The following is a 21944-nucleotide window of genomic DNA, read 5'->3' as shown; positions in this document are numbered from 1 at the left end:
TGAAGCGCCCGGCGCATTATGTCAGCAAGTGGCGTTAGCCGCTAAGAGTTGCAGCACGGCAACACTTGTGTCGTCCTTTCACCACAGCCCACTTGCGCGCGCGCCTGCCGGTAGGCAGGCGCAGAAAGAGGCACGATTCCCCGGAGGGAGCACTGACGCTATTTGAGCTTTTCGGCAATGCGCATCACGGCACTGCGCGAACGGACATTGGCATCGACTTCGCTTTGCGAAGCCTTCTGCGCCTTGCCCACCAGCTTGAGACGCTTGTTGAGCTGGTCTTCACGGATCGGCATGCCACGCGGCGCCTGATCCCCCCGCGCCTTGTCACGCATGAAGCGCTTGACGATGCGGTCTTCCAGCGAGTGGAAGCTGATCACGACCAGACGACCGCCGGGCTTGAGCGCCTCGAGACCGGCATCCAGCGCGCGGGTCAGCTCATCCAGCTCACCATTGATGTGAATGCGGATCGCCTGGAAGACACGCGTCGCCGGGTGCTTGTGCTTCTCCCAGTTGGGGTGGGCATCCTTGATCAGGCTGGCGAAGTCGCCGGTGCGCGTGATGGGTCGCTCGGCGCGACGCTCCACCACGGCACGTGCCAGACGCTTGGCATAACGCTCCTCACCATAGGTCTTGAAGACCCAGGCCATGTCCTCGGCACTGGCACGCGACAGCCACTCGGCGGCGCTCTCGCCACTGGTGGGGTCCATGCGCATGTCCAGCGGGCCATCATTCATGAAGCTGAAGCCACGCTCGGCATCATCCAGCTGCGGGGATGACACGCCGATGTCGAGCAGGATGCCATCCAGCTGGCCATGCACGCCCTCACGCTCGGCATACTCGCCAAGACGCGCGAATTCACCGGCATGGATACTGAAACGCTCGTCATCGATGGTCGCGGCTTCCGCCAGCGCCTGGGGGTCACGATCACAGGCGATCAGACGCCCCTCGGGCGCCAGACGCGACAGGATCAGACGCGAATGGCCACCGCGACCGAAGGTGCCGTCGAAGTAGACGCCGGCCGTGTCCTGAATCAGGCCATCGACCGCGCCATCGAGCATGACACTGACATGCGCGAAGCGATCAGCCACTTCGACGGACTCGGTATCGGCAGACTCGGTAACGGAAGGAGCGCTGGGCTTGGACATGACGAAACTCTGGACCTTGGCACGCGATGCGAGCAGTGAAAGCCGGTGGCAAAGGGCACCGACAGCATAAGAGCGGAGACAGCGCCCGCGTGCAGCAGGCAAGCGGCTGAAACACGAATTCAAGTGCCATAACCGACAACCGGCGCCTGTCACGGCAGCGTGTTCGTTGCCATCCAACTGCAATGGTCATTCACGAAACACGCAGCGGACGGCGCCGGTCATGCGAATTCAGGGTGTGCTGCCATCGCTCGCATCGCGAAGGCTGGCAGCACACTGACGTTATAAGGCGGGAGATGGCCGATAAGCCGGGTCTTGTCGTGGACAGTCATTCATCTAGGCCCTGAATCACTTCAGGGCTCAAGCAACCAACCCGCCCCCACTGCGGGCAGCAGCATAGGGGGCCTATTTGGTCTTGCTCCAGGTGGGGTTTACCTCGCCGCGAACTGTTACCAGCCGCGCGGTGCGCTCTTACCGCACCCTTTCACCCTTACCGGTCAGCCGAAGCTGACGTAGGCGGTCTTCTCTCTGCTGCACTTGCCGTCGGCTCGCGCCGCCCAGACGTTATCTGGCACCTTGCCCTATGGAGCCCGGACTTTCCTCCCCCAGCTTGCGCTGGCGGCGACTGTCTGGCCGTCTCCCAAGCGCGCAAGACTACCAGTGTCATGGGCCTTTCACAAGACGAAGCCCGCGCAGGCCGAACAATGGCAGCGGCAAAAAAGTCTGGCGTGACAGAGGTTTGCTTATTCCTCCGCCGCGTCCTTCATGGCTTGCGCCTTGGCATACCAGGCTTTCTTGCGCCCACCCACCAGACGCGTGGCGATGGCGGCCATCTGCTTGACGCCGACACCCTCCTCGAACAGCACCTGCAACAGGGCGTCGCCTTCGACACTGGCCGCCTCGTCGCCGTCACGTGCCGGCGCTCCTTCGATCATGACCACGAACTCACCGCGGGTCTGATCACTGTCAGCGTCCATCTGCGCCAGCAGCTCGGCCGCCGTGCCATCAAGGAAGGTCTCGAAGGTCTTGGTCAGCTCACGGGCCAGCACGACCCGGCGCTCGCCCAGCACCTCGCGGATATCGCCGAGCAGCGCCTGGATACGGTGCGGAGACTCGTACAGCACGTGGGTGGCGCTATCGTCGCGCAGCGCGGCAAGGCGTGCCTGACGCGGGCCGCCCTTGTGGGCCAGAAAGCCTTCAAAGGTGAAGCGATCCGTCGGCAGGCCCGCCGCACTGAGGGCGGTGATCAACGCGCACGGCCCCGGCAGCGGCACTACCTTGAAGCCACGCTCGCGCAGGGCGCGCACGAGGATGAAGCCGGGATCGGAGATCAGCGGCGTGCCGGCATCGGAGACCAGCGCGACGCGTCGGCCTGCCTCCAGCGCCTGACACAGCTGGTCGACACGGCCACGTTCGTTGTGATCGTGCAGGGACATCATGGGCACTTCCAGGCCCAGGTGACGCAGCAACCGCGCGCTGTGGCGGGTATCCTCGGCTGCGATCAGGTCCACTTCTCCCAGCACCCGCGCGGCGCGGGGACTGAGATCATCGAGGTTACCAATCGGCGTGGCGACCACGTACAATACGCCTTCAGAAGACTCGGACATTCAATGCTTCGACTCGTTGAACTCAATGGTAGAAATGGTCGTCAGACACAGGCAGATTGCCTTGGGACATTTCATCCGAAGGACGCTGCATGCGTGGCCCTGATCGACCGAGTGCCATGATGCCTTTCACCCTTCATCACAGTAGGCGGCGATGCAGTCCTGACCACATCGCCCATCAGCCAAGGGACCGTCGTACATGCGCCAGACATGGAATCGTGCATCAGCCAATACGCTGGGCACTTCGTCAGCCATCCGGCAGGAGGCCGCGCGCCGTTCACGTTCCGGCCTGCGCACGCTGGCGGGCCTCGCCGCCTCCGCCCTGCTGCTGGCAGGGTGTGCCGGACAGTCACCGCTTTCCAGCGGCCCCGGTGCCGATGCCCTGCTCGCTCAGGCCGAGCAGCAACAGGGTCAGCAAGCGGCCAGTACGCGCCTGCAAGCTGCGGACATCCTAGCACGCAGCGGCGACAACGCGCAGGCGATCACCATCGCATCCGACATCGACCCGACAAGCCTCGAGCCGCAGGAGCGCGTGCAATGGGCCCTGCTGCTGTCGCGTATCGCGCTTGAGCAGCAGGACGGCTGGAACACGATCCTGGCCACCTCGGTGCTCGAGGACAACATCCAGATGTCCGGCGATGACCAGCGCACACTGCGCAAGCGTCGCGGCCTGGCGCTCGGCATGGTCGGCGAACCCCTGGCCAGTGCCCAGACCCTGATCGCCCTGCAGGCCGACAGCGATGACCTGAGCATCAACGACACCCTGTGGGAGCAGCTCACGCGCCTCTCGCCCAGTCAGCTCAATGAGCTGGCCAGTGCCAGCCCCACCGCCAGTGGCTGGACGGATCTGCTGCGCCTGCAGCGTCGCTTCGGCGGCAACATCGACCAGATGTTCTCCGCCATCAACGACTGGTCGGACACCAACCCGCAGCATCCCGCCGCACGTCAGATGCCGCAGGGCATTCTCGACCTGCGCGAGCTCTCCGGCCAGGAAGTGCGCAAGATTGCCGTCTTCCTGCCCGAGTCCGGCTCGCTCAAGCGGATCGCCCAGGCCATCCGTGAAGGCATCGAGGCACGCCATCGCAGCGCCATCGACAATGCCGAGGCCACCCCGCAGCTGAGCTTCTATGACACCTCGAGCGCGGACCTCAAGACCCTGTATGCCCGTGCCACCATGGATGGCGCCCAGGTCGTGCTCGGCCCGCTGGACAAGAAGCTGGTCAGTCAGCTCGAGACCCAGAACAGCCTGCCGCTGCCGACACTGGCCCTCAACTACGGCACCCATGACAGCAACCGTGCCGACAACCTGTTCCAGTACGGCCTGTCCGCCGAGGACGAAGCCCGCCAGGTCGCCATGCGCGCCGCGCTTGATGGCCATCGTGGCGCCGCCGCGCTGGTGCCCAACAATGCCTGGGGCCAGCGCGTCTACAGCGCCTTCCGTGACCGCTTCGAGCAGGAAGGCGGCGACGTCGTCTCCGTCGAGCGCTACAACCCCAAGGGCGCCGTCAGCTCAGCCGTCAAGGACCTGCTGTCGGTCTCGAGCCAGGATCAGGCGCGCATGAAGTCCGCCAAGAAATCCGGCAGCAAATACGGCCGCGCCCACTCCGGCAACATCGACATGATCTTCCTGCTGGCACTGCCGAGTTATGCGCGTCAGGTGCCGCCGATGCTGGACTTCTACTATGCGGGCGACCTGCCGATCTACGGCACCTCCCATCTCTATGACGGCGCACCGCAGCCCGATCAGGATGGCGACCTCAATGGCGTCGACTTCGTGGACATCCCCTGGGAAGTGCCGGAGGCCTCCTCCGGCGGCAAGGCGTCCCTGCCGGAAGTCGACACCTACCGCGCCCTGTCCGATGCTTCACCGCGCATGCTCAAGCTCAACGCTATGGGGGTCGATGCCTATCGTCTGGCCCAGCGCGTACCGCTGATGCTGGCCGGTGCGGGCGGCGAACTCTTCGGCGCCACCGGCAGCCTCTTCCCGCGCCACGATGGCCGCATCGAGCGCACGCTGCCCTGGGCTGAATTCAGAGGTGGCGTACCGCGCCCACCACTGAAAGGCGCCAACAGCCGCACCGTCGAAGCCTACACGCCCTGACATGACACGCGCCGACTCGCCCTCTGGCAAGGCGCACCCGCCTCCCCAGCGTCGCGCCCGAGCGCGCGGCGCCGTCATCGAGGCGGAGATAGAACAATGGCTGGCAGCGCGTGGCCTGACACCTGTCACGCGCAACCAGCATGCAAAGGGCGGCGAGATCGACCTGATCATGCGTGACGCCGAGACCCTGGTCTTCATCGAGGTGCGCTACCGGGCCAACTCCCGCTTCGGCAGCGCACTGGAAAGCGTGACCCATACCAAGCAACGCCGGCTGATCACTGCCGCGCGTTTTTATCTGGCCCAGCACGGGCTATCATGTTCCTGCCGCTTCGACGTGGTAGGCGTGGAGGGGACCTCCCCTCGTTCCATTCACTGGATTCGCCACGCCTTCGAAGCGTTCTGAAGCCAACGACCAAGAGCCATCATGGATTTCCAATCGCGTATTCTCGGCCACTTCAACGCCAGCATTGACACCAAGACCTACGCCAGCGAAGTGCTGCCGCCCTTCATCGAAGCGGCCAGCCAGATGATGGTCCAGAGCCTGGTCAATGACGGCAAGATCCTGACCTGCGGCAACGGCGGCAGCGCCGGTGACAGCCAGCATTTCTCCTCCGAGCTGCTCAACCGCTTCGAGCGTGAGCGCCCGAGCCTGCCGGCCATCGCGCTGACCACCGACACATCCACGCTGACGTCCATCGCCAACGACTACAGCTACAACGAGGTGTTCTCCAAGCAGATCCGCGCCCTGGGTCAGCCCGGCGACATCCTGCTGGCCATCTCCACCAGCGGCAACTCCGCCAACGTGGTGCAGGCCATCCAGGCGGCTCACGACCGTGACATGCGCGTCGTCGCCTTGACCGGCCGTGACGGTGGCGACATGGCGTCACTGCTGGGCAGTGAAGACTGCGAGATTCGTGTCCCCGCCACCTCTACGGCACGCATCCAGGAAGTCCATCTGCTGGCCATCCACTGCCTGTGCGACCTGATTGATCATCAGCTGTTCGGCAGCAACGAGTAATCCGCGCGCCCCACGGCATTCACCAGGAGAAAACGGCATGACGCCCAAGAACCTGCTTTCCCTCATGGCCACCGCCGGCTTCCTGACGCTAGCCGGCTGCACCACCGTCGCCGACCTGACCAACAGCGGCCCGATCGACGAAGACTATGGCGATCGCACCCTGGGCGCCCAGGTGGAAGACGAGAGCATCGAGACCAAGATCGAGGTCAATCTCGGCAAGACCGATGCTCGCTTCAATGATGCCCACGTCAACGTGAACTCCTACAACGGCATGGTGCTGCTGACCGGCCAGGTCGCCAGCGACGAGCTGAAGCAGAAGGCCACGGACATCGCCAAGGATGTGCGTCGCGTGCGTCAGGTGCACAATGCGCTGGAAATCAGCGCCAATGCCCCGGCCAGCCAGCGCGTGCAGGACACCTGGCTGACCACGCGCGTCAAGGCCACGCTGGCGGCGGATGCCAACATCGACTCCGGTCGCATCCTGGTACTCACCGAGAATGCCAGCGTCTACCTGATGGGTATCGTGACCCGCGCCGAAGCCGACCAGATCGTCAGCAAGGTCTCTGAAGTCGGCGGCATCCAGCGTATCGCCAAGGTCTTCGAGTACCTCGACTGACCGAGGTGGCGCACCTTGCGTGCCTGACATGCAAAGTGCGCTGAACGAAAAGCGCCCTGATTTAATAGTGCCCAGAATGAAAAATGCCCCGCAGGCCGAAGCCTGCGGGGCATTTTTCATGACAGGAGCGACATCAGGCGGACAATGGCCAACCCTCATCCATCGCCCCCACCTGCCGACGTGATTACTTGATCACGCGCAGCGAAGGACGCCCCTTGCGCGGCGGCTTGGGCTGATCATTGCCATCAGCCCCCTGCTCGTCACTGGCCGAGTCTGACGCCTGCTCTTCACCGGCGACTTCGGCATCAGCGCCTGGACCTGTCTCGACGGACGCATCCGCTGATCCCGAGGCAGGCACCTCTTCCTCGACGGGCGCACTGCCGACACTGGCCAGCGTCGGGCGCGCTGCGGCGGCCGGCTCGGCATCTGGCGCGGCTTCACCGAATGTCATCTCATCGGCACCCGGCATCACCGGCTCGTGACCGAAGACCATACCGACACCGTTTTCACGCGAATACAGCGCGACCAGGGCCGCCGTCGGCACGCTGACGTGCATCGGCTGACCACCGAAGCGGGCATTGAAGCTGACCCCTTCATTGGCGATCAACAGATCACGCACCGCACCGGGTGCGATATTGAGCACGATCTGGCCGTTCTGGACGTGTTGACGCGGCACCTGGACACCTTCCTGCTCGGCGTCCACCACGATGTACGGCGTATTGTCGTTATCCAGCAGCCACTCGTAGAGTGCGCGTGCCAGATAAGGGCGACTGGAAAGCATGGGAGAACCTCTTGAACTGCAATGAGTGTCAGCGACGACCGAAGTCCATTCCGCCAACGGGCCAACGCCCCGCACATCGCTCACATCCATCATCCACAGACTGATGAGCGAGAACGAAAGCCCGAATGCGTGACCGATCGATCAATGACCGAAGGATCACGCACGGATCAGATGCGCATCTCGCGCTCGGCCTCGGACAGCGACGCCTTGAAGGCATCACGCCCGAACAACCGCTCCATGTAGGTCAGCAGCGGCTTGACCTGCTTCTCCGGCAGCTCGATTCCCAGTGTCGGCAAGCGCCACAGGATCGGGGCAATGCAGGTGTCCACCAGCGAGAACTCGTCGCTCATGAAGAACGGCATGTCGTCGAAGATCGGGGAAATGCCGATCAGGCTTTCACGCAATTCCTTGCGCGCCTTGTCGGCTTCCTTCTTGGTGCCTGTCTGGATGGTTTCCATCATCGGCACCCATTCGCGCTCGATGCGATGCATCCACAGACGGCTCTGGGCGCGCGCCACCGGATACACCGGCAACAGCGGCGGATGCGGGAAACGCTCGTCCAGATATTCCATCATGACCTTGGACTCGTAGAGCACCAGGTCGCGATCCAGCAGCGTCGGCACACTGTTGTACGGGTTCAGGTCGGCCAGCTCGGCCGGACGGCTGTCATCATCCACATCAATGATATCGACTGCCACACCCTTCTCGGCCAGCACGATCCGTACACGGTGGCTGAAGTGGTCGTCACCACCGGAGTAGAAGGTCATCGATGAACGCTTGGCCACAACACCCATGAAACTGTCCTCGCATCTGTTCGAGACATGCCCGTGTCAGCTTTTGGCCTGACAAACGGGGATAAGTTTCCTCTGGCCTGCCCTTGTCACAACAGGCCCTGCCAGAGGGTCAGCCTGCGCCACCTCAAGGCGACGCAAGCGGGCGCGCGACTGATCAGCCGCGCGCCCGTCACTGCCGGCTCGCCATTATCACTGAGACCCCGCCCCGGGGGCCATCAATGAATGTCGCGCCAGTATTCCTTCTTGAGAAGATACGCCAGCAAGGTAAAGATCAGAATGAATATTAACACCTTGGGGGCCATGCTCTCAGCCTTGAGTCGCGAAGGCTCGCCGACATAGGCCAGAAAATTGGTCAGATCCCACATCGCTTGATCAAACTCCCCTGCCGTCATGCTGCCAGGCTGGGTGATCTCTAGAATATCACAGGACGCATAACGCCCCGTGTCGGGATCGATCTCCGCCCCCGCTACCGCCAGGTCACTCTGCCCACAGACCTTTTCCTGCACGCCCTGCAGCGACTCCAGCACATGCGGCATGCCGACCTGAGGGAAGACCGCATTGTTCACGCCCCACGGACGTGACGCATCGCGATAGAAGCTCTTCAGATAGGTGTAGATCCAGTCCGTGCCGCGCAGACGCGCCTCGAGCGACAGATCCGGTGGCGGCGTGCCGAACCAGCCGGCCGCGTCTTCTTTCTGCATGCCCGTGCGCATGGTGTCATTGATCTTGAGCGCTGGCGAGAGAATCAGATATTGCTCGACCAGGTCCTCGGGCATCCCCAGGTCCTCTGCGGCACGAGAGTAACGCTGATACTGCAGACTATGACAGCCGAGGCAGTAATTGGTGTAAAGCTGCATGCCTCGCTGCAGCGAGGGCTGATCGTGCAGATCCGGCTGCATCGTCTCCAGCGGCACCGCGCTGTTCGCCGCGCTCACCATGCCCGACCCCATCAGGCTCACTACGGCCAGCAACCCTGCTGCCAGCCCGCGTTTGAGCCACTCCCTTGACCCACCCATCAGCGCGCTCATCGGCCCGTCACCCTGTCAGGCACCGCTCGCGTCGTCTCGAAGCGCGTATACAGCGGCATCAGTATGAAGAAGGCGAAATATGCCACGGTCGCCAGCTGCGCGATGATCGTGCGCTCCTGCGTGGGCGGCATCACCCCCAGCACGCCCAGCGTCACGAAACTCACCACGAAGATGACGATGGCGATACGCGACAGCCAGCCCTTGTAGCGGATCGAGCGCACCGCCGAGCGATCCAGCCACGGCAGCACGAACAGGATGGCGATCGCCAACCCCATGACCACCACACCCCAGAACTTGGCATCCACGCCGAACAGCGGGTAATTGACCGCACGCAACATGGCGTAGAACGGCGTGAAGTACCACACCGGCGCGATGTGCTCGGGCGTCTTCAGCGAATTGGCCGGCTCGAAGTTCGGCGTCTCCAGGAAGTAACCGCCGCCTTCGGGGAAGTAGAAGATCACCGCACAGAACACGAACAGGAAGACACCGACGCCGACGAGGTCCTTCACCGTGTAATAGGGTTGGAAGGGAATGCCATCCAGCGGCTGCCCCGCCTCATCCTTCCTGTCCTTGATCTCGATGCCATCGGGATTGTTCGAGCCCACCTCGTGCAGCGCCACCAGATGCAGCACCACCAGCCCGACGATCACCAGCGGCAAGGCGATGACATGCAGCGCAAAGAAGCGGTTCAGGGTGATCCCCGAGATCAAATAGTCGCCACGAATCATCTGCGCCAGGTCTGCCCCGATGACCGGAATCGCCGTGAACAGCGAGATGATCACCTGCGCCCCCCAGTAGGACATCTGCCCCCAGGGCAGCAGATAGCCCATGAAGGCCTCGGCCATCAGCGCCAGATAGATGCACATGCCGAAGATCCAGACCAGCTCGCGAGGCGCACGGTAGGAGCCATACAGCAGACCACGGAACATGTGCAGATAGATGACCACGAAGAAGGCCGAGGCGCCGGTGGAATGCATGTAACGGATCAGCCAGCCGTACTCCACATCGCGCATGATGTACTCGATGGAGGCAAAGGCCTCCTCGGCACTCGGCGTATAGCTCATCGTCAGCCAGATGCCGGTCAATATCTGATTGACCAGCACCAGCAAGGCCAGCGAGCCGAAGAAGTAGAAGAAGTTGAAATTCTTCGGCGCGTAGTAGCCGGTCAGATGGTCCTGCAGAAACTGGGTGGCCGGCAGGCGGTCATCGATCCAGCGCATGATGCCGCGTGGCGCCTTGGCACGGTTTGGATTCCCCATCAGGCAGCCTCCTCGTCGACACCCACCACCAGCACCTGCTCACTCTCGTAGCGATGCGGCGGCACCTCCAGATTCGAAGGCGCCGGCACTCCGGTGAAGACTCGCCCGGCGAGATCGAACTTGGACCCATGACAGGCACACAGATAGCCGCCCGGCCAGTCCGCACCGAGATCCGCCGCGCCGATCTCGGGACGATAGCCAGGCGAGCAGCCCAGGTGCGTGCAGATACCCACCAACACCACATATTCCGGCTTGATGGAACGCAGCACGGCATCGACATAAGGGGGCTGCTGGGGGCGCAGAGACTCGGGGTCCTGCAGCTCTGCGGGGGGGATGGCGCGGATATCGGCGATCATCTCGGGGGTGCGACGCACCACCCACACCGGTTTGCCGCGCCATTCGATGGTCATCTGCTGGCCGGGTGCCAGCCGCGAGATATCCGCCGTGACAGGCGCACCTGCCGCACGGGCACGCGCACTTGGCTGCCAGGACGCCAGGAAGGGCGTTGCGATACCGACCACCCCTACCGCCCCGACCACGGTGGTTGCGCTGACGAGGAAGCGGCGTCGCCCTCGGTTCACAGCTTGATCTGACATTTTATTGTTATCTCCCAAACACTACCGCTTGATGCTGGGCCATCCACTTGCCGAGCACTTGATGCTTGCTTGTATTAAAGGGCAAGAACAGAGCGCTCACAACTCAAGAAAGCCACCTTGACCAAAGCCGCTTTCGTCAATCGTGCAGCGAGACCGCAAAAAAAACGTCCAGCACCCTTGCGGGCACTGGACGTTCTTGTGGTCGACGCGAGTTCTCTTAACGCTTGGAGAACTGCGGACGACGACGGGCCTTGCGCAGGCCGACTTTCTTACGCTCGACTTCACGGGCGTCACGAGTGACGTAACCGGCGGCGCGGAGGGCCGGACGGAAGTCTTCGTTGTAAGCCATCAGGGCACGAGTGATGCCGTGACGGATAGCGCCGGCTTGAGCAGAACCACCACCACCAGCAACAGTGACGTAGACGTCGAACTGTTCGGTAGTTTCGGTCAGCTCGAGCGGCTGACGGACAACCATGCGGCCTGTCACACGACCGAAGTAGTCGTTCAGGTCACGCTGGTTGACGGTGATTTTGCCGGTGCCCGGCTTCAGGAAGACGCGCGCGGTAGAAGTCTTGCGGCGCCCGGTACCGTAGTGCTGCTGTGTCATGGCGATGCTTCCCTCAGATGTTCAGTTCTTGCGGCTGCTGCGCAGCGTGCGGATGCTCGGAGCCAGCATAGACTTTCAGCTTGGACTGCATGGCACGACCCAGCGGGCCCTTCGGCAGCATGCCCTTGACAGCCAGTTCGATCACGCGCTCAGGCTTGTGCTCGATCATCTGGTTGAAGTTCATGGAGCGCAGGCCGCCCGGGTAACCGGTGTGACGGTAGTAGGTCTTGGCTTCTGCCTTGCGACCAGTCACAGCGACTTTCTCGGCATTGATGACGACGATGTAATCGCCAGTATCAACGTGCGGAGTGTACTCGGCTTTATGCTTGCCGCGCAGGCGACGAGCAATTTCGGTAGCCATACGGCCCAGCGTCTTGCCGGCTGCGTCGACGACGAACCAGTCACGCTGGACGGACTGCGGCTTAGCAGTAAACGTCTTCATGGATGAATCACCTATAGTCGGGTCTTGCACTTGTGTGCGCGACCAATCCCTATTTTTCTTGGTTGTCCGACGTCTGGCAGCGAGCGGCGTGCTGCTTGCGCAGTCACTGTCCTCTCATCTCCAGACTGCCCTCGCCCATCAGGAGTGAATGACTCAGGATGGCTCGAGAACCGGTCAACAGTTCGAGCGAGCGCGCATTGTACATGTCATGCCCGCCTACCACAAAGGCTATTTTGCCCTTGCCGCAGGTCTCACGGCTTGTGCGGCAGCGCGAGATACTCACGCGATTGCATTTCCTGCAGACGTGACAGCGTGCGCTGGAATTCGAAATCCAGATTGCCGCCGGTATAGAGGTCCTCGACGGGCGTCGCGGCGCTCATCAGCAGCTTGACGCCACGGTCATAGAACTCATCGACCATGTTGATGAAACGGCGCACCTGGTCATCGCTGTCGCGCCCCATCTGCGGCACCTCGGACACCAGCACGGTGTGGAACTCACGCGCGAGCTCGATGTAGTCATTCTGGCTACGCGGGCCATCACACAGCTCATCGAAGTGGAACCACACCACGTCTTCATGGCGACGCAGGGCGTGCAGCACGCGATGATTGATGCTCAGACCTTCATCGGCATGGCCTTCGGCACCGGCGATGGAGCGGAACTCCCGCGCCAGCCGCGCGGCACTGTCGTCGCCCAGCGGGCTATGGAAGAGCTCGGCGTGCTCCAGCGCGCGCAGGCGGTAGTCGATGCCGGAATCGACGTTGACCACCGTGCAGTGACGCTTGACCAGGTCGATCGCCGGCAGGAAGCGCGCCCGCTGCAGGCCGTCCTTGTAGAGATCATCCGGCACGATATTGGAGGTCGCGACCAGCACCACGCCCTGCTTGAACAGCTCTTCGAACAGGGTGGCGAGAATCATCGCATCGGTGATGTCCTTGACGAAGAATTCGTCAAAGCAGATCACGCGCGCCTCGACGGCGAACTTGGCCGCCACCAGAGTCAGCGGGTTCTTCTCGCCCTTGTAGTGGCCGAGCTCATTGTGGACACGCTGCATGAAGCGGTGGAAGTGCGTGCGCATCTTGTCGGCAAACGGCAGGCTCTCGTAGAAGGTATCGACGAGATAGGTCTTGCCGCGCCCCACGCCGCCCCAGAAGTAGAGGCCCATGATCTCGGGCGCTTCATCGACAGGCGCCGTGCGTGACGGCTTGCCGAACAGACGACGCACCTTGGAGCCCAGCCCGCCGCCACCCGTCGCGTCGGACACCTTGTCGGGCGTCTGACGCGGCGTGCGCACGAGGTCGTCGTAGAGACGCTGCAGATGGCGGACCGCATCTTCCTGGGCGGCATCGTAGGCAAAGTCATCACGCTTGAGGTCTGCCTGGTACTTCTCGAGAGGCGTCGGTGCTGGCATTGAGAAACCCGCTGCAGGTCAGGCGCCACGCACTGGCGCACGCCTGACATGAAAGGAACAAGATCACGCCTGACCCGACTTGGCGGGCAGGCAAGGACGAAATTGCGCGGCATTATACGCCTTGATGGCCACTTTACCCACTCACCGACCAGCAATCGGCTGCACGACGTGACTTTCGCCGCGCGCATTGCTCGCAAGGCGTGAGCTGGCATCCGCCCACACCCCGCCGGCTGCGCCGACAGGCGACCAAGGTCGCGCGCCGCGTGAATTGACGCATCGCTGCACCACACCGATATAATGGCGCGTGGACGCTTTTGAAACGCAAGCGGCACGACAGACTGACGCAAGAAGGACAGCGGCAAGCGGCGCTGACCTGCTGGACACCAGACCGATCCCGAGATCGGCGTGATGGAACATCATTGAATACCGGCATCGTATCTCAGCGCTACCATGCCCCAGCGGTGACGATCACCGCAGTTGTGACACAAGGAGAGCGACGTGAACGAGAGCAACATTGACTGGATCCTGGCCATTGCCTGTTTTCTGGCTGGCATCGGTATCGGCGCCTTGTGCTACCACCTGCTGAATGCCAACGTGGCCCGCAACCAGAAGACCCGCCAGAAGCTGGCTGAGCGCGAGCTGGAGCTGACCCAGTTCCGCGATGCCCTCAACGACCACTTCTCCAAGGCCAGCGACCTGACCGACCAGATCCAGCGTGCCGGCAATGAGCTGCGCCAGCATCTGGCCACTGGCGCCACCGCGCTGTGCGATGACAGCCAGCTCAAGCGCCGCCTGCTGGACACTGACACCACGCCGGACGACAGCGAGACCGACAAGGTCGACCTGCCGCGTGATTACGCCGACAACCGTGGCACCCTGTCAGAGGACTTCGGCCTCAAGCCGCAACCGAGTGAAGGCGAGACACCGGCTGCCAACCCGCCGCGTATCTGATCGCCCTGCTGTCGTGAACCTCTCACGGCATCTGAAAACGACAACGGCCACCTCTCGAGGTGGCCGTTGTCGTTTCCGGCATCAGTTGTCACGCCGGATTGTCGATATCCACGAAGCGGTGCTCTACACCATGCTCGGCGGCCAGCCACTCGCCGAGGGCCCGCACACCGTCACGCTCGGTCGCATGATGGCCCGCCGCGAAGTAGGTCACTCCCTCTTCGCGGGCGCTATGGGTGGTGCGCTCGGAGATCTCGCCCGAGAGGAAGGCATCGACACCGGCCTCGATGGCCAGACCGATATAGTCCTGAGCGCCGCCGGTGCACCAGGCAATGCGCTTGATGGGGCGATCATGGCCGGCCACGACCAGCACCTCACGCCCGAGACGCCGGCTGAACTCGGCCCCCAGCGCGGTGCTGTCCAGCCCTTCCACCTCAGCGGCCAGACGCCCGACATGCACCAGACCACGCCCGGGCACGCCATCCAGACAGTCTTCACTGACCAGCCCCAGACGCTCGGCCAGCTGAGCATTGTTGCCAAGTGTCGGATGCGCATCCAACGGCAGGTGATAGGCCGCCAGATTGATGTCATTGGCCAGCAAGGTCTTGAGGCGCCGACGCTTCATGCCGGTGATCTGGGCCGGCTCGTTCTTCCAGAAGTAGCCGTGATGCACCAGCACCAGGTCGGCCTGCCAGGCGAGCGCCTCATCAAGCAGCGCCTGACTGGCCGTCACGCCGGTCATCACGCGGCGCACCTCACGGCGCCCCTCCACCTGCAAGCCATTGACGGTATAGTCCTTGAAGGCCTGCGCCTCCAGACAGCCATCCAGCGCCTTCATCAGCGTGTCACGATCAGCCATTGGGCCTCCAGCAGTCAGAGTCATCGAGTGTTACACTGGCGAGCATTGTAACGGCGCATCGGCGCCATGTAAGCGTGTCGCGCCTTGACCGGGGCCATCCCTTCGCGTGGCACGTGGATCTTCAGGCTATTCATCTTCATGTCCGCAGCATCGCGTCGGTGCGCGGACTTTTTATCAGGTAATCCGATGCCCCGTTCTCTTCGCAGCACACTGCTCCCGCTACTGTGGCCCGTCGTCACCGGCGTCCTGCTGGCCGTCGTCGTGCTGGATCGCTTTCCGACGCTGGGCCTGGGCGAGCCCGCCCCGCAGCAGAACGAGCAGGCCGGCAACACCCCCTACCCGAGCCCATCTCAGAACTCTGCCGCCAATCAGCAGGTGCTGCCACCTCCGAGCCTGACGCTGTCAGCGGCGCAGCGCGAGGAGTCGGCAGACCCGGTACTGCGTGAAGCACCGCCGCTGCAGCGCAACAGCGGCCCGGCCAGCTATCAGGCCGCGGTGGACGCCGCCGCCCCGGCGGTGGTCAACATCTACTCCTCGCGCGAGATCAAGGACGACAGCAAGCATCCGCTGATGTCCGACCCCTTCTTCAACCAGTTCTACGGGGAAGACGCCCTGCGCAGCCAGCGCATGCTGTCGAGCCTGGGCTCTGGGGTCATTCTCTCCAGTGACGGCTATATCCTGACCAACAACCACGTCATCCAGGGCGCCGACCAGATTCAGGTCGCCCTGCGCGATGGCCGCGAGACGTTCGCCAAGGTCGTGGGTGTGGACCCGGAATCCGACCTTGCAGCGCTCAAGATCGACCTCGACAACCTGCCCACCGTGGCGATCGCCGATTCCACCCAGGTCCACGTCGGCGATGTCTCGCTGGCGATCGGCAACCCCTTCGGGGTCGGCCAGACGGTCACCATGGGCATCATCTCGGCCACCGGACGTAACCATCTTGGTCTGAACGCCTATGAAGACTTCATCCAGACCGATGCCGCGATCAACCCCGGCAATTCCGGCGGCGCGCTGATCAACACCGACGGCTCACTGGTCGGCATCAATACCGCCATCTATTCGCGCTCCGGCGGTTCGCAGGGCATCGGCTTCGCCATCCCCGCCAACCTGGCGCGCGACATCCTCGAGTCACTGGTCGACCACGGGCGCGTGATTCGAGGCTGGCTGGGCCTGGAAGTGCAGGAGCTGACGCCGTCGCTGGCGCACTCCTTCGGCCTGAGCGCCCCGCAAGGTGTGGTGGTGGCCGCCGTGCTGCGTGACGGCCCTGCCGCGCGTGCCGGCCTGCGTCCGGGCGATATCCTGACTGCCATCGGCGGCAAGCGCCTGCTGGATGCTCGCCTGGCCATGGCCGACATCGCCGCCGTCAAACCCGGCAATGCGCTGGAGTTGCGCCTGCTGCGTGACGGCAAGACGCTGGACATCGACGTCAAGGTCGGCGAACGCCCGATTCCCGACAACACGCCGGCGGCCGTCGATCCGTCCCTGCAGGACCAGGGCTGAGGCGGAGCATCGGCGCGACGCCTTGAACAGAAAATCTGCCCCATGATGACAAAAAGCCCCGCGACGGAGACCGTCGCGGGGCTTTTTTACTGACCAGACAAGGCTCAGCCTCAGTCTCAGGCTCAGTCGAGAATGCGATTCTCGGCACTGCGCGCATGCGCCGTCAGTGACTCGCCACGCGCCAGCACCGAGGCAGTACGCCCGAGCACCGAAGCACCTTCCGGCGAGCACTGGATCAGCGAGGAGCGCTTCTGGAAGTCATAGACGCCCAGCGGCGAGGAGAAGCGCGCGGTGCCGGAGGTCGGCAGCACGTGATTCGGCCCGGCGCAGTAATCGCCCAACGCCTCGGAGGTGTGCGAGCCCATGAAGATGGCGCCGGCGTGACGCACGCCCTCGACCCACTCCTCGGGATTCGCCACCGAGAGCTCCAGGTGCTCCGGCGCGATGCGGTTGGTCAGCTCCAGCGCCTGCTCCGGCCCGCTGACGCGAATCAGGGCACCGCGTTCACGCAGCGAGGTCAGGATGATCTCGGCACGCTCCATGGTCGGCGCCAGACGCTCGATGGCGGCCTCGACGGCGGCCAGGTGCTCGTCATCCCACCCGATCAGGATCGCCTGGGCATCTTCGTCGTGCTCGGCCTGGGAGAACAGGTCCATCGCCAGCCAGTCCGGGTCGGTCACGCCATCGCTGACCACCAGAATCTCGGACGGCCCGGCGATCATGTCGATGCCGACCTGACCGAACACCGCACGCTTGGCAGTCGCCACGTAGATGTTGCCGGGGCCGACGATCTTGTCGACGCGCGGCACGGTCTCGGTGCCATAGGCCAGTGCCGCGACGGCCTGGGCGCCGCCGATGGTGAAGACACGATCGATGCCCGCCAGGTGCGCCGCGGCCAGCACCAGCTCATTGACCACGCCGTCCGGCGTCGGCACGACCATGATGATCTCGCGCACGCCCGCGACATGCGCCGGAATCGCGTTCATCAGCACGGAAGACGGATAGGCCGCCTTGCCGCCCGGCACGTAGATCCCGGCGCGGTCCAGCGGCGTGACCTTCTGGCCCAGCAGGCTGCCGTGCTCGTCCTTGAAGGACCAGCTTTCCGGCTTCTGATGCTCGTGATAGACACGCACACGCTCGGCAGCCACGGCCAGCGCCTCGCGCTGATCCGCCGGCAGGTCGGCATAGGCCTTGGCCAGACGCTCGGCACCGATGACCAGCTCGGCCATGCTCGAGACATTCAGGCGATCGAAGCGGTTGGAGAACTCCACCAGCGCCGCATCGCCTTCCTGCTTGACGCGCGCGAGGATGTCGGTGACACGATGCTGTACCTCGGCATCGGACACGCCCTCCCATGACAGCAAACGGTCCAGGCGGGCAGTAAAATCGGTATCACGGCTATCAAGCCGGTTGATCAAGGTATCCATGCGAACCTCTTTTCTCATTGCTTGGCAGAGAAGGCTGAACCGGACGGGCTCTGTCCAGCGCCTGCCCGCATCATCTTGATAAGCATCGTGATGAACTCTTGATGAGCATCGTGACGAGCAGGGGCGGCAGCTGGCGTTTCGAGAGTCATCTTCTGCCACGGTCATCTATGCGACCTTGGGTATCCAGCGGGTCGATGCGACAGCGCGCCGCCATCACGCCTCGCGGCGGGCTTCCACGGCCTGACGCAGACGATCGATCAGCGGTTTGAGGCGATCGTGCTTCATGGTCATGGCGGCCTTGTTGACCACCAGACGCGTGCTGATGTCGGTGATCAGCTCACGCGGCTCCATGCCGTTGGCGCGCAGGGTGTTGCCGGTGTCGACGATATCGACGATCTCGTCGGCCAGATTCATCAGCGGGGCCAGTTCCATCGCGCCGTAGAGCTTGATGACTTCGGCCTGGATACCCTGCTCGGCGTAATAGCGACGCGCGACATCGACGAACTTGGTCGCGACACGGCGGCGGGCGCCCTGCTGCTGCTGACCGACGACACCGGCGGTCATCAGGCGGCACTTGGCGATTTCCAGGTCCAGCGGCTCGTACAGGCCTTCGGCACCATGCTCGAGCAGCACATCCTTGCCGGCGATACCGAGATCGGCGGCGCCCAGCTGCACGTAGGTCGGCACGTCGGTGGCACGGATGATGACCAGCTTGACGTCCGGCAGATTGGTATCGAAGAGCAGCTTGCGGCTCTTGTCGAGATCTTCCAGCGGCTCGATGCCAGCGTCAGCCAGCAGCGGCAGGGTTTCCTTGAGGATACGCCCCTTGGAGAGGGCGACGACCAGTTGCTTGCTCATGGGGTATTCGCCCGTGCTTGTACGTAGGAATTCGGCACGCGCTGCCGGTCAATCAAGGCCGGCAGCGCGAGGTGGGGCACTGATCAGCCGGCGGAGCGACGGATGATCACGTTCAGCCCGGACAGCTTCTCTTCGATGCACTCGTAACCACGGTCGATGTGATAGATGCGGTCGACCATGGTCTCGCCGTCGGCGACGATCGCCGCGATCACCAGCGAGGCAGAGGCGCGCAGGTCCGTCGCCATCACCGGCGCGCCGGACAGGCGCTCGGTACCGGTCACGACCGCGGTGTTGCCCTCGAGGGAGATGTGGGCGCCCATGCGGTTGAGCTCCTGCACGTGCATGAAGCGGTTCTCGAAGATGGTCTCGATCACGGTGCTGGTGCCTTCCGCGACCGCATTCATCGCCACGAACTGGGCCTGCATGTCGGTGGGGAATGCCGGGTACGGCGCCGTGCGGATATTGACCGCCTTCGGGCGCTTGCCGTGCATGTCAAGCTCGATCCAGTCATCACCAGTGGTGATGGTGGCGCCGGCTTCTTCCAGCTTGGCCAGTACGGCGTCCAGGGTGTCGGCGCGCGTACGCGTGACACGCACCTTGCCGCGCGAGGCAGCCGCCGCGACCAAGAAGGTACCGGTCTCGATGCGGTCCGGCATGACGGAGTATTCACAGCCGTGCAGCCTCTCGACACCGTCGATGACGATGGTGTCGGAGCCCTGGCCCGTAATCTTGGCGCCCATGGCGATCAGGCACTCGGCCAGATCGACGACTTCCGGCTCACGCGCGGCGTTTTCCAGCACGGTGCGGCCATCGGCCAGGGTCGCGGCCATCAGCAGGTTCTCGGTGCCGGTGACGGTCACGACGTCAAAGACGATGCGCGCGCCCTTCAGGCGGCCACCCGGCGCCTTGGCGCGGATGTAGCCATTCTCGACCGTGATCTCGGCCCCCATCGCCTCCAGGCCACGGATGTGCAGATCCACCGGACGCGAGCCGATGGCGCAGCCACCCGGCAGCGAGACTTCGGCACTGCCGAAGTGCGCCAGCAGCGGGCCCAGCACCAGAATCGAGGCACGCATCTTCTTGACCAGGTCATAGGGCGCGTGACAATGCTCGACCTTGGAGCCATCCAGCTGCACGGTCATGTTGTCGCCCATCACCGGCTCGACGCCCATGCGCCCGAGCAGCTCGAGGCTGGTCGTGATGTCCTGCAGATGCGGCAGGTTGCTGATGGTCACGGGACCTTCCGACAGCAGCGTGGCTGCCAGAATGGGCAGTGCCGAATTCTTGGCGCCGCTGGCCCAGACTTCCCCGTTGACCGGCCCGTTGCCAGTGATGATCAGCTTATCCATGAAATGTTCCGGTCAACCCTGAGCGTTGCCGGCGGCAGCTTCGAACTGCGCCGGGGTATAGGTACGAATGCTGATGGCATGCAGCGCGCCAGAGCGGATCTCGTCATTGAGTGCGGAGTAGACCAGCTGCTGGGCCTTGACGCGGCTCAGCTCGGCAAAGACATCCCCCACGGCGACGACCTGGAAATTGCAGCCCTCACCCTGGATATGAAAATCGACGTTCTCGATACGAGCCTCGAGCAGGGCCTTGACATCATTCGGTTGCATGACGGGCGGTGACTCCTTCGCGGTACATGTCGGGATCGTGGCAGGGAATCCTTGCGCGACGATCGATACGATATGACCGCACATGGTAATCAAAAGCGCGCGGGAACGCGATTGGCAGTCAATCGCTGCCTCCACGTTGCCGCGCGCATGAATGGCGATACGAACAAGCCTCGAGCCTCGAGCCTCCAGCAGAGCGGTGCGGCCTGACAGGCGATCAGGCCGCCGCTGACTCAGGACGTCTCGAGTGACAGCGGGGGCTCGGCGCTGATCTCGGCGACATTCAGCCCCGGCAGCAGGTTTTCCAGTCCGGAGACTGCCGCCAGTCGGCTCAATGCGGGAGACAGCGTGAGGTGAGCGACATGCCCACCATGCTCCGCCAGATGGCGCTGCCACTCGAGCAGCACGCTCAGGGTGGCGGTACTGGCGCTATCCACGCCGCACAGATCGATGGAAACCCCATCCTCGCGGCGCCCCAGCCATTTCCTGCCGGAATCCGCCAGCTCTGCGGCATTGTCGAAATCCGGCTGGCCACTCAGGCTCAGCCGTGCGTCACCAGCTTGTAGCGTGACGCCCTCGCGATCGAAGAGAGTTTTCATGGTCATGGCGACGACAGGGCTCAGCTGTTGCCCTGATCCCCCTCACCCTTCTCGAGGTCGACATCCGGCTGCCAGCCCTTGATGACGGCGTCGATGTCACGGCCGTTGTCACGCATGGCCTGATCGAACTGGTTGCGGAAGGTCAGGCCCAGGTTGACGCCATTGACGATCACGTTGACCACTTTCCATTCGTCGTTGCGCAGACGCATGGAATAGGCCACCGGGTAGACCTTGCCCTTGGTATCGACCACGTCCATGTAGACGGTGTCCTGGTCTTCATAGCGACGCTCGCCTTCGCTGTCCTTCACGTCCAGCCTGGCGTAATCGAAGCTCACCAGACCCTTGGCGTAGGTGCCGATCAGGGTGTCATGGAAGACCTTGGAGAATTCGGTGCGCTGCTCAGGAGAGGCGCCCTTGAAGTACTTGCCCATCACGCTGGCGGCGATGTAGCGATAATCCACCACCGGCTTCAGCGCGGAATCCACCAGGGTTTCCAGCTCGTCGACGTTGTCCTTGTAGTAGCTCTCGCGGCTATCGATCTTGGTGGTCAGGCCCTCGACCGTGTCGCGCAGCAGCACGTCCGGCTCCTGCGGGGCGGCCATGGCCAGTGGGCTCAGCGCCATCAGGGCGGACAGGCTCAGCACGCTCAACGGACGAATCAGCTTCTTGAGGCTAGAGGTCATCGGGGTTGCTCCTTGAAAATGTACATCGTGCTCGAACGTGAAACCGCAGGCACCGAG

23 protein-coding genes and 1 other RNA gene are annotated in these 21944 nt (G+C 63.4%); 6 read left to right on the top strand and 18 right to left on the bottom strand.

Annotated elements, in window-relative coordinates; all coding sequences use genetic code 11:
* Positions 1 to 158: 158 nt before the first annotated feature.
* The 3 genes from rsmH to rsmI all read right to left on the bottom strand — a co-directional run bounded on the left by rsmH (position 159) and on the right by rsmI (position 2749).
* Positions 159 to 1145 (bottom strand): 16S rRNA (cytosine(1402)-N(4))-methyltransferase RsmH, encoded by a 987-nt coding sequence (gene rsmH / locus QD208_RS13075; RefSeq protein WP_054555089.1) that lies wholly within the window; start codon positions 1143 to 1145, stop codon positions 159 to 161.
* Between the two features lie 285 nt (positions 1146 to 1430).
* Positions 1431 to 1783: RNase P RNA component class A (rnpB, locus tag QD208_RS13070), an RNA gene on the bottom strand.
* 102 nt (positions 1784 to 1885) lie between these two features.
* Positions 1886 to 2749: a 16S rRNA (cytidine(1402)-2'-O)-methyltransferase gene (gene rsmI, locus QD208_RS13065; protein ID WP_279837046.1), complete on the bottom strand. Its 864-nt coding sequence runs from the start codon at positions 2747 to 2749 to the stop codon at positions 1886 to 1888.
* A gap of 196 nt (positions 2750 to 2945) precedes the next feature.
* Here rsmI and QD208_RS13060 point away from each other — a divergent pair, with 196 nt between their 5' ends.
* The 4 genes from QD208_RS13060 to QD208_RS13045 are packed head-to-tail and all read left to right on the top strand — an operon-like array spanning position 2946 to position 6481.
* Positions 2946 to 4847 carry a penicillin-binding protein activator gene (locus tag QD208_RS13060; protein WP_279837044.1) on the top strand — a complete coding sequence of 634 codons (1902 nt, stop codon included), beginning with the start codon at positions 2946 to 2948 and terminating at the stop codon, positions 4845 to 4847.
* A gap of 1 nt (position 4848) precedes the next feature.
* On the top strand, positions 4849 to 5250 hold the full coding sequence (locus QD208_RS13055; RefSeq protein WP_279837043.1) for a YraN family protein: 402 nt from the start codon (positions 4849 to 4851) through the stop codon (positions 5248 to 5250).
* A gap of 21 nt (positions 5251 to 5271) precedes the next feature.
* Positions 5272 to 5865, top strand: a complete 594-nt coding sequence (locus QD208_RS13050; RefSeq protein WP_279837042.1) for a phosphoheptose isomerase — start codon at positions 5272 to 5274, stop codon at positions 5863 to 5865.
* Between the two features lie 37 nt (positions 5866 to 5902).
* Positions 5903 to 6481, top strand: a complete 579-nt coding sequence (locus QD208_RS13045) for a BON domain-containing protein (RefSeq protein ID WP_054555092.1) — start codon at positions 5903 to 5905, stop codon at positions 6479 to 6481.
* A gap of 184 nt (positions 6482 to 6665) precedes the next feature.
* On the opposite strand, the gene QD208_RS13040 is transcribed toward QD208_RS13045, so the two are convergent.
* The 8 genes from QD208_RS13040 to zapE form a co-directional block, all read right to left on the bottom strand.
* A complete protein-coding gene (locus QD208_RS13040; protein WP_279837041.1) occupies positions 6666 to 7262 on the bottom strand; it encodes a ClpXP protease specificity-enhancing factor in 597 nt (198 codons plus the stop codon).
* Positions 7263 to 7429: 167 nt separating this feature from the next.
* Entirely contained in the window at positions 7430 to 8056 is a 627-nt protein-coding gene (sspA, locus tag QD208_RS13035) for a stringent starvation protein SspA (protein ID WP_043332516.1), read from the bottom strand.
* 215 nt (positions 8057 to 8271) lie between these two features.
* Complete coding sequence (locus QD208_RS13030; protein WP_279837040.1) at positions 8272 to 9084, bottom strand: cytochrome c1; 813 nt, start codon at positions 9082 to 9084, stop codon at positions 8272 to 8274.
* Positions 9081 to 10343 carry a cytochrome bc complex cytochrome b subunit gene (locus QD208_RS13025; protein ID WP_279837039.1) on the bottom strand — a complete coding sequence of 421 codons (1263 nt, stop codon included), beginning with the start codon at positions 10341 to 10343 and terminating at the stop codon, positions 9081 to 9083. The genes QD208_RS13030 and QD208_RS13025 overlap by 4 nt, the downstream gene beginning before the upstream one ends.
* The gene (gene petA / locus QD208_RS13020; protein ID WP_043332520.1) at positions 10343 to 10939 is read right to left on the bottom strand and encodes a ubiquinol-cytochrome c reductase iron-sulfur subunit; all 597 of its coding nucleotides are present in this window, start codon (positions 10937 to 10939) and stop codon (positions 10343 to 10345) included. The genes QD208_RS13025 and petA overlap by 1 nt, the downstream gene beginning before the upstream one ends.
* 217 nt (positions 10940 to 11156) lie before the next feature.
* Positions 11157 to 11546 carry a 30S ribosomal protein S9 gene (gene rpsI, locus QD208_RS13015; protein WP_043332522.1) on the bottom strand — a complete coding sequence of 130 codons (390 nt, stop codon included), beginning with the start codon at positions 11544 to 11546 and terminating at the stop codon, positions 11157 to 11159.
* A 13-nt stretch (positions 11547 to 11559) separates the two neighbouring features.
* Positions 11560 to 11988, bottom strand: a complete 429-nt coding sequence (gene rplM, locus QD208_RS13010) for a 50S ribosomal protein L13 (protein WP_043332524.1) — start codon at positions 11986 to 11988, stop codon at positions 11560 to 11562.
* Positions 11989 to 12239: 251 nt separating this feature from the next.
* On the bottom strand, positions 12240 to 13397 hold the full coding sequence (gene zapE / locus QD208_RS13005) for a cell division protein ZapE (RefSeq protein ID WP_043332526.1): 1158 nt from the start codon (positions 13395 to 13397) through the stop codon (positions 12240 to 12242).
* 498 nt (positions 13398 to 13895) lie between these two features.
* On the opposite strand from zapE, the gene QD208_RS13000 reads away from it, so the two are divergent.
* Positions 13896 to 14348: a DUF1043 family protein gene (locus tag QD208_RS13000; protein ID WP_107335417.1), complete on the top strand. Its 453-nt coding sequence runs from the start codon at positions 13896 to 13898 to the stop codon at positions 14346 to 14348.
* A gap of 88 nt (positions 14349 to 14436) precedes the next feature.
* Here QD208_RS13000 and QD208_RS12995 read toward each other — a convergent pair whose 3' ends face one another.
* Positions 14437 to 15204 carry a Nif3-like dinuclear metal center hexameric protein gene (locus tag QD208_RS12995; RefSeq protein WP_279837038.1) on the bottom strand — a complete coding sequence of 256 codons (768 nt, stop codon included), beginning with the start codon at positions 15202 to 15204 and terminating at the stop codon, positions 14437 to 14439.
* 186 nt (positions 15205 to 15390) lie between these two features.
* Here QD208_RS12995 and QD208_RS12990 point away from each other — a divergent pair, with 186 nt between their 5' ends.
* Positions 15391 to 16707, top strand: a complete 1317-nt coding sequence (locus QD208_RS12990) for a trypsin-like peptidase domain-containing protein (RefSeq protein WP_279837036.1) — start codon at positions 15391 to 15393, stop codon at positions 16705 to 16707.
* Positions 16708 to 16829: 122 nt separating this feature from the next.
* Here QD208_RS12990 and hisD read toward each other — a convergent pair whose 3' ends face one another.
* The 6 genes from hisD to QD208_RS12960 all read right to left on the bottom strand — a co-directional run bounded on the left by hisD (position 16830) and on the right by QD208_RS12960 (position 21887).
* Positions 16830 to 18134, bottom strand: a complete 1305-nt coding sequence (gene hisD / locus QD208_RS12985; RefSeq protein ID WP_152965305.1) for a histidinol dehydrogenase — start codon at positions 18132 to 18134, stop codon at positions 16830 to 16832.
* Positions 18135 to 18347: 213 nt separating this feature from the next.
* Positions 18348 to 18992, bottom strand: coding sequence for an ATP phosphoribosyltransferase (gene hisG / locus QD208_RS12980; protein ID WP_043332537.1), 645 nt, complete (start codon positions 18990 to 18992; stop codon positions 18348 to 18350).
* Positions 18993 to 19075: 83 nt separating this feature from the next.
* Positions 19076 to 20341 carry a UDP-N-acetylglucosamine 1-carboxyvinyltransferase gene (gene murA, locus QD208_RS12975; protein ID WP_279837035.1) on the bottom strand — a complete coding sequence of 422 codons (1266 nt, stop codon included), beginning with the start codon at positions 20339 to 20341 and terminating at the stop codon, positions 19076 to 19078.
* 12 nt (positions 20342 to 20353) lie between these two features.
* Positions 20354 to 20608 (bottom strand): BolA/IbaG family iron-sulfur metabolism protein, encoded by a 255-nt coding sequence (locus QD208_RS12970; RefSeq protein ID WP_043332541.1) that lies wholly within the window; start codon positions 20606 to 20608, stop codon positions 20354 to 20356.
* Between the two features lie 230 nt (positions 20609 to 20838).
* Entirely contained in the window at positions 20839 to 21210 is a 372-nt protein-coding gene (locus QD208_RS12965; protein WP_279837034.1) for an STAS domain-containing protein, read from the bottom strand.
* A 14-nt stretch (positions 21211 to 21224) separates the two neighbouring features.
* Positions 21225 to 21887, bottom strand: a complete 663-nt coding sequence (locus QD208_RS12960) for an ABC transporter substrate-binding protein (RefSeq protein WP_043332543.1) — start codon at positions 21885 to 21887, stop codon at positions 21225 to 21227.
* Positions 21888 to 21944: the final 57 nt, after the last annotated feature.

Origin of the sequence: Cobetia sp. 29-18-1, from assembly GCF_029846405.1 — a bacterium.
Taxonomy (GTDB): Bacteria; Pseudomonadota; Gammaproteobacteria; order Pseudomonadales; family Halomonadaceae; genus Cobetia; species Cobetia amphilecti.
Note: the sequence above shows the minus strand (reverse complement) of the source record. Positions and strands in the feature narration are given on the sequence as shown.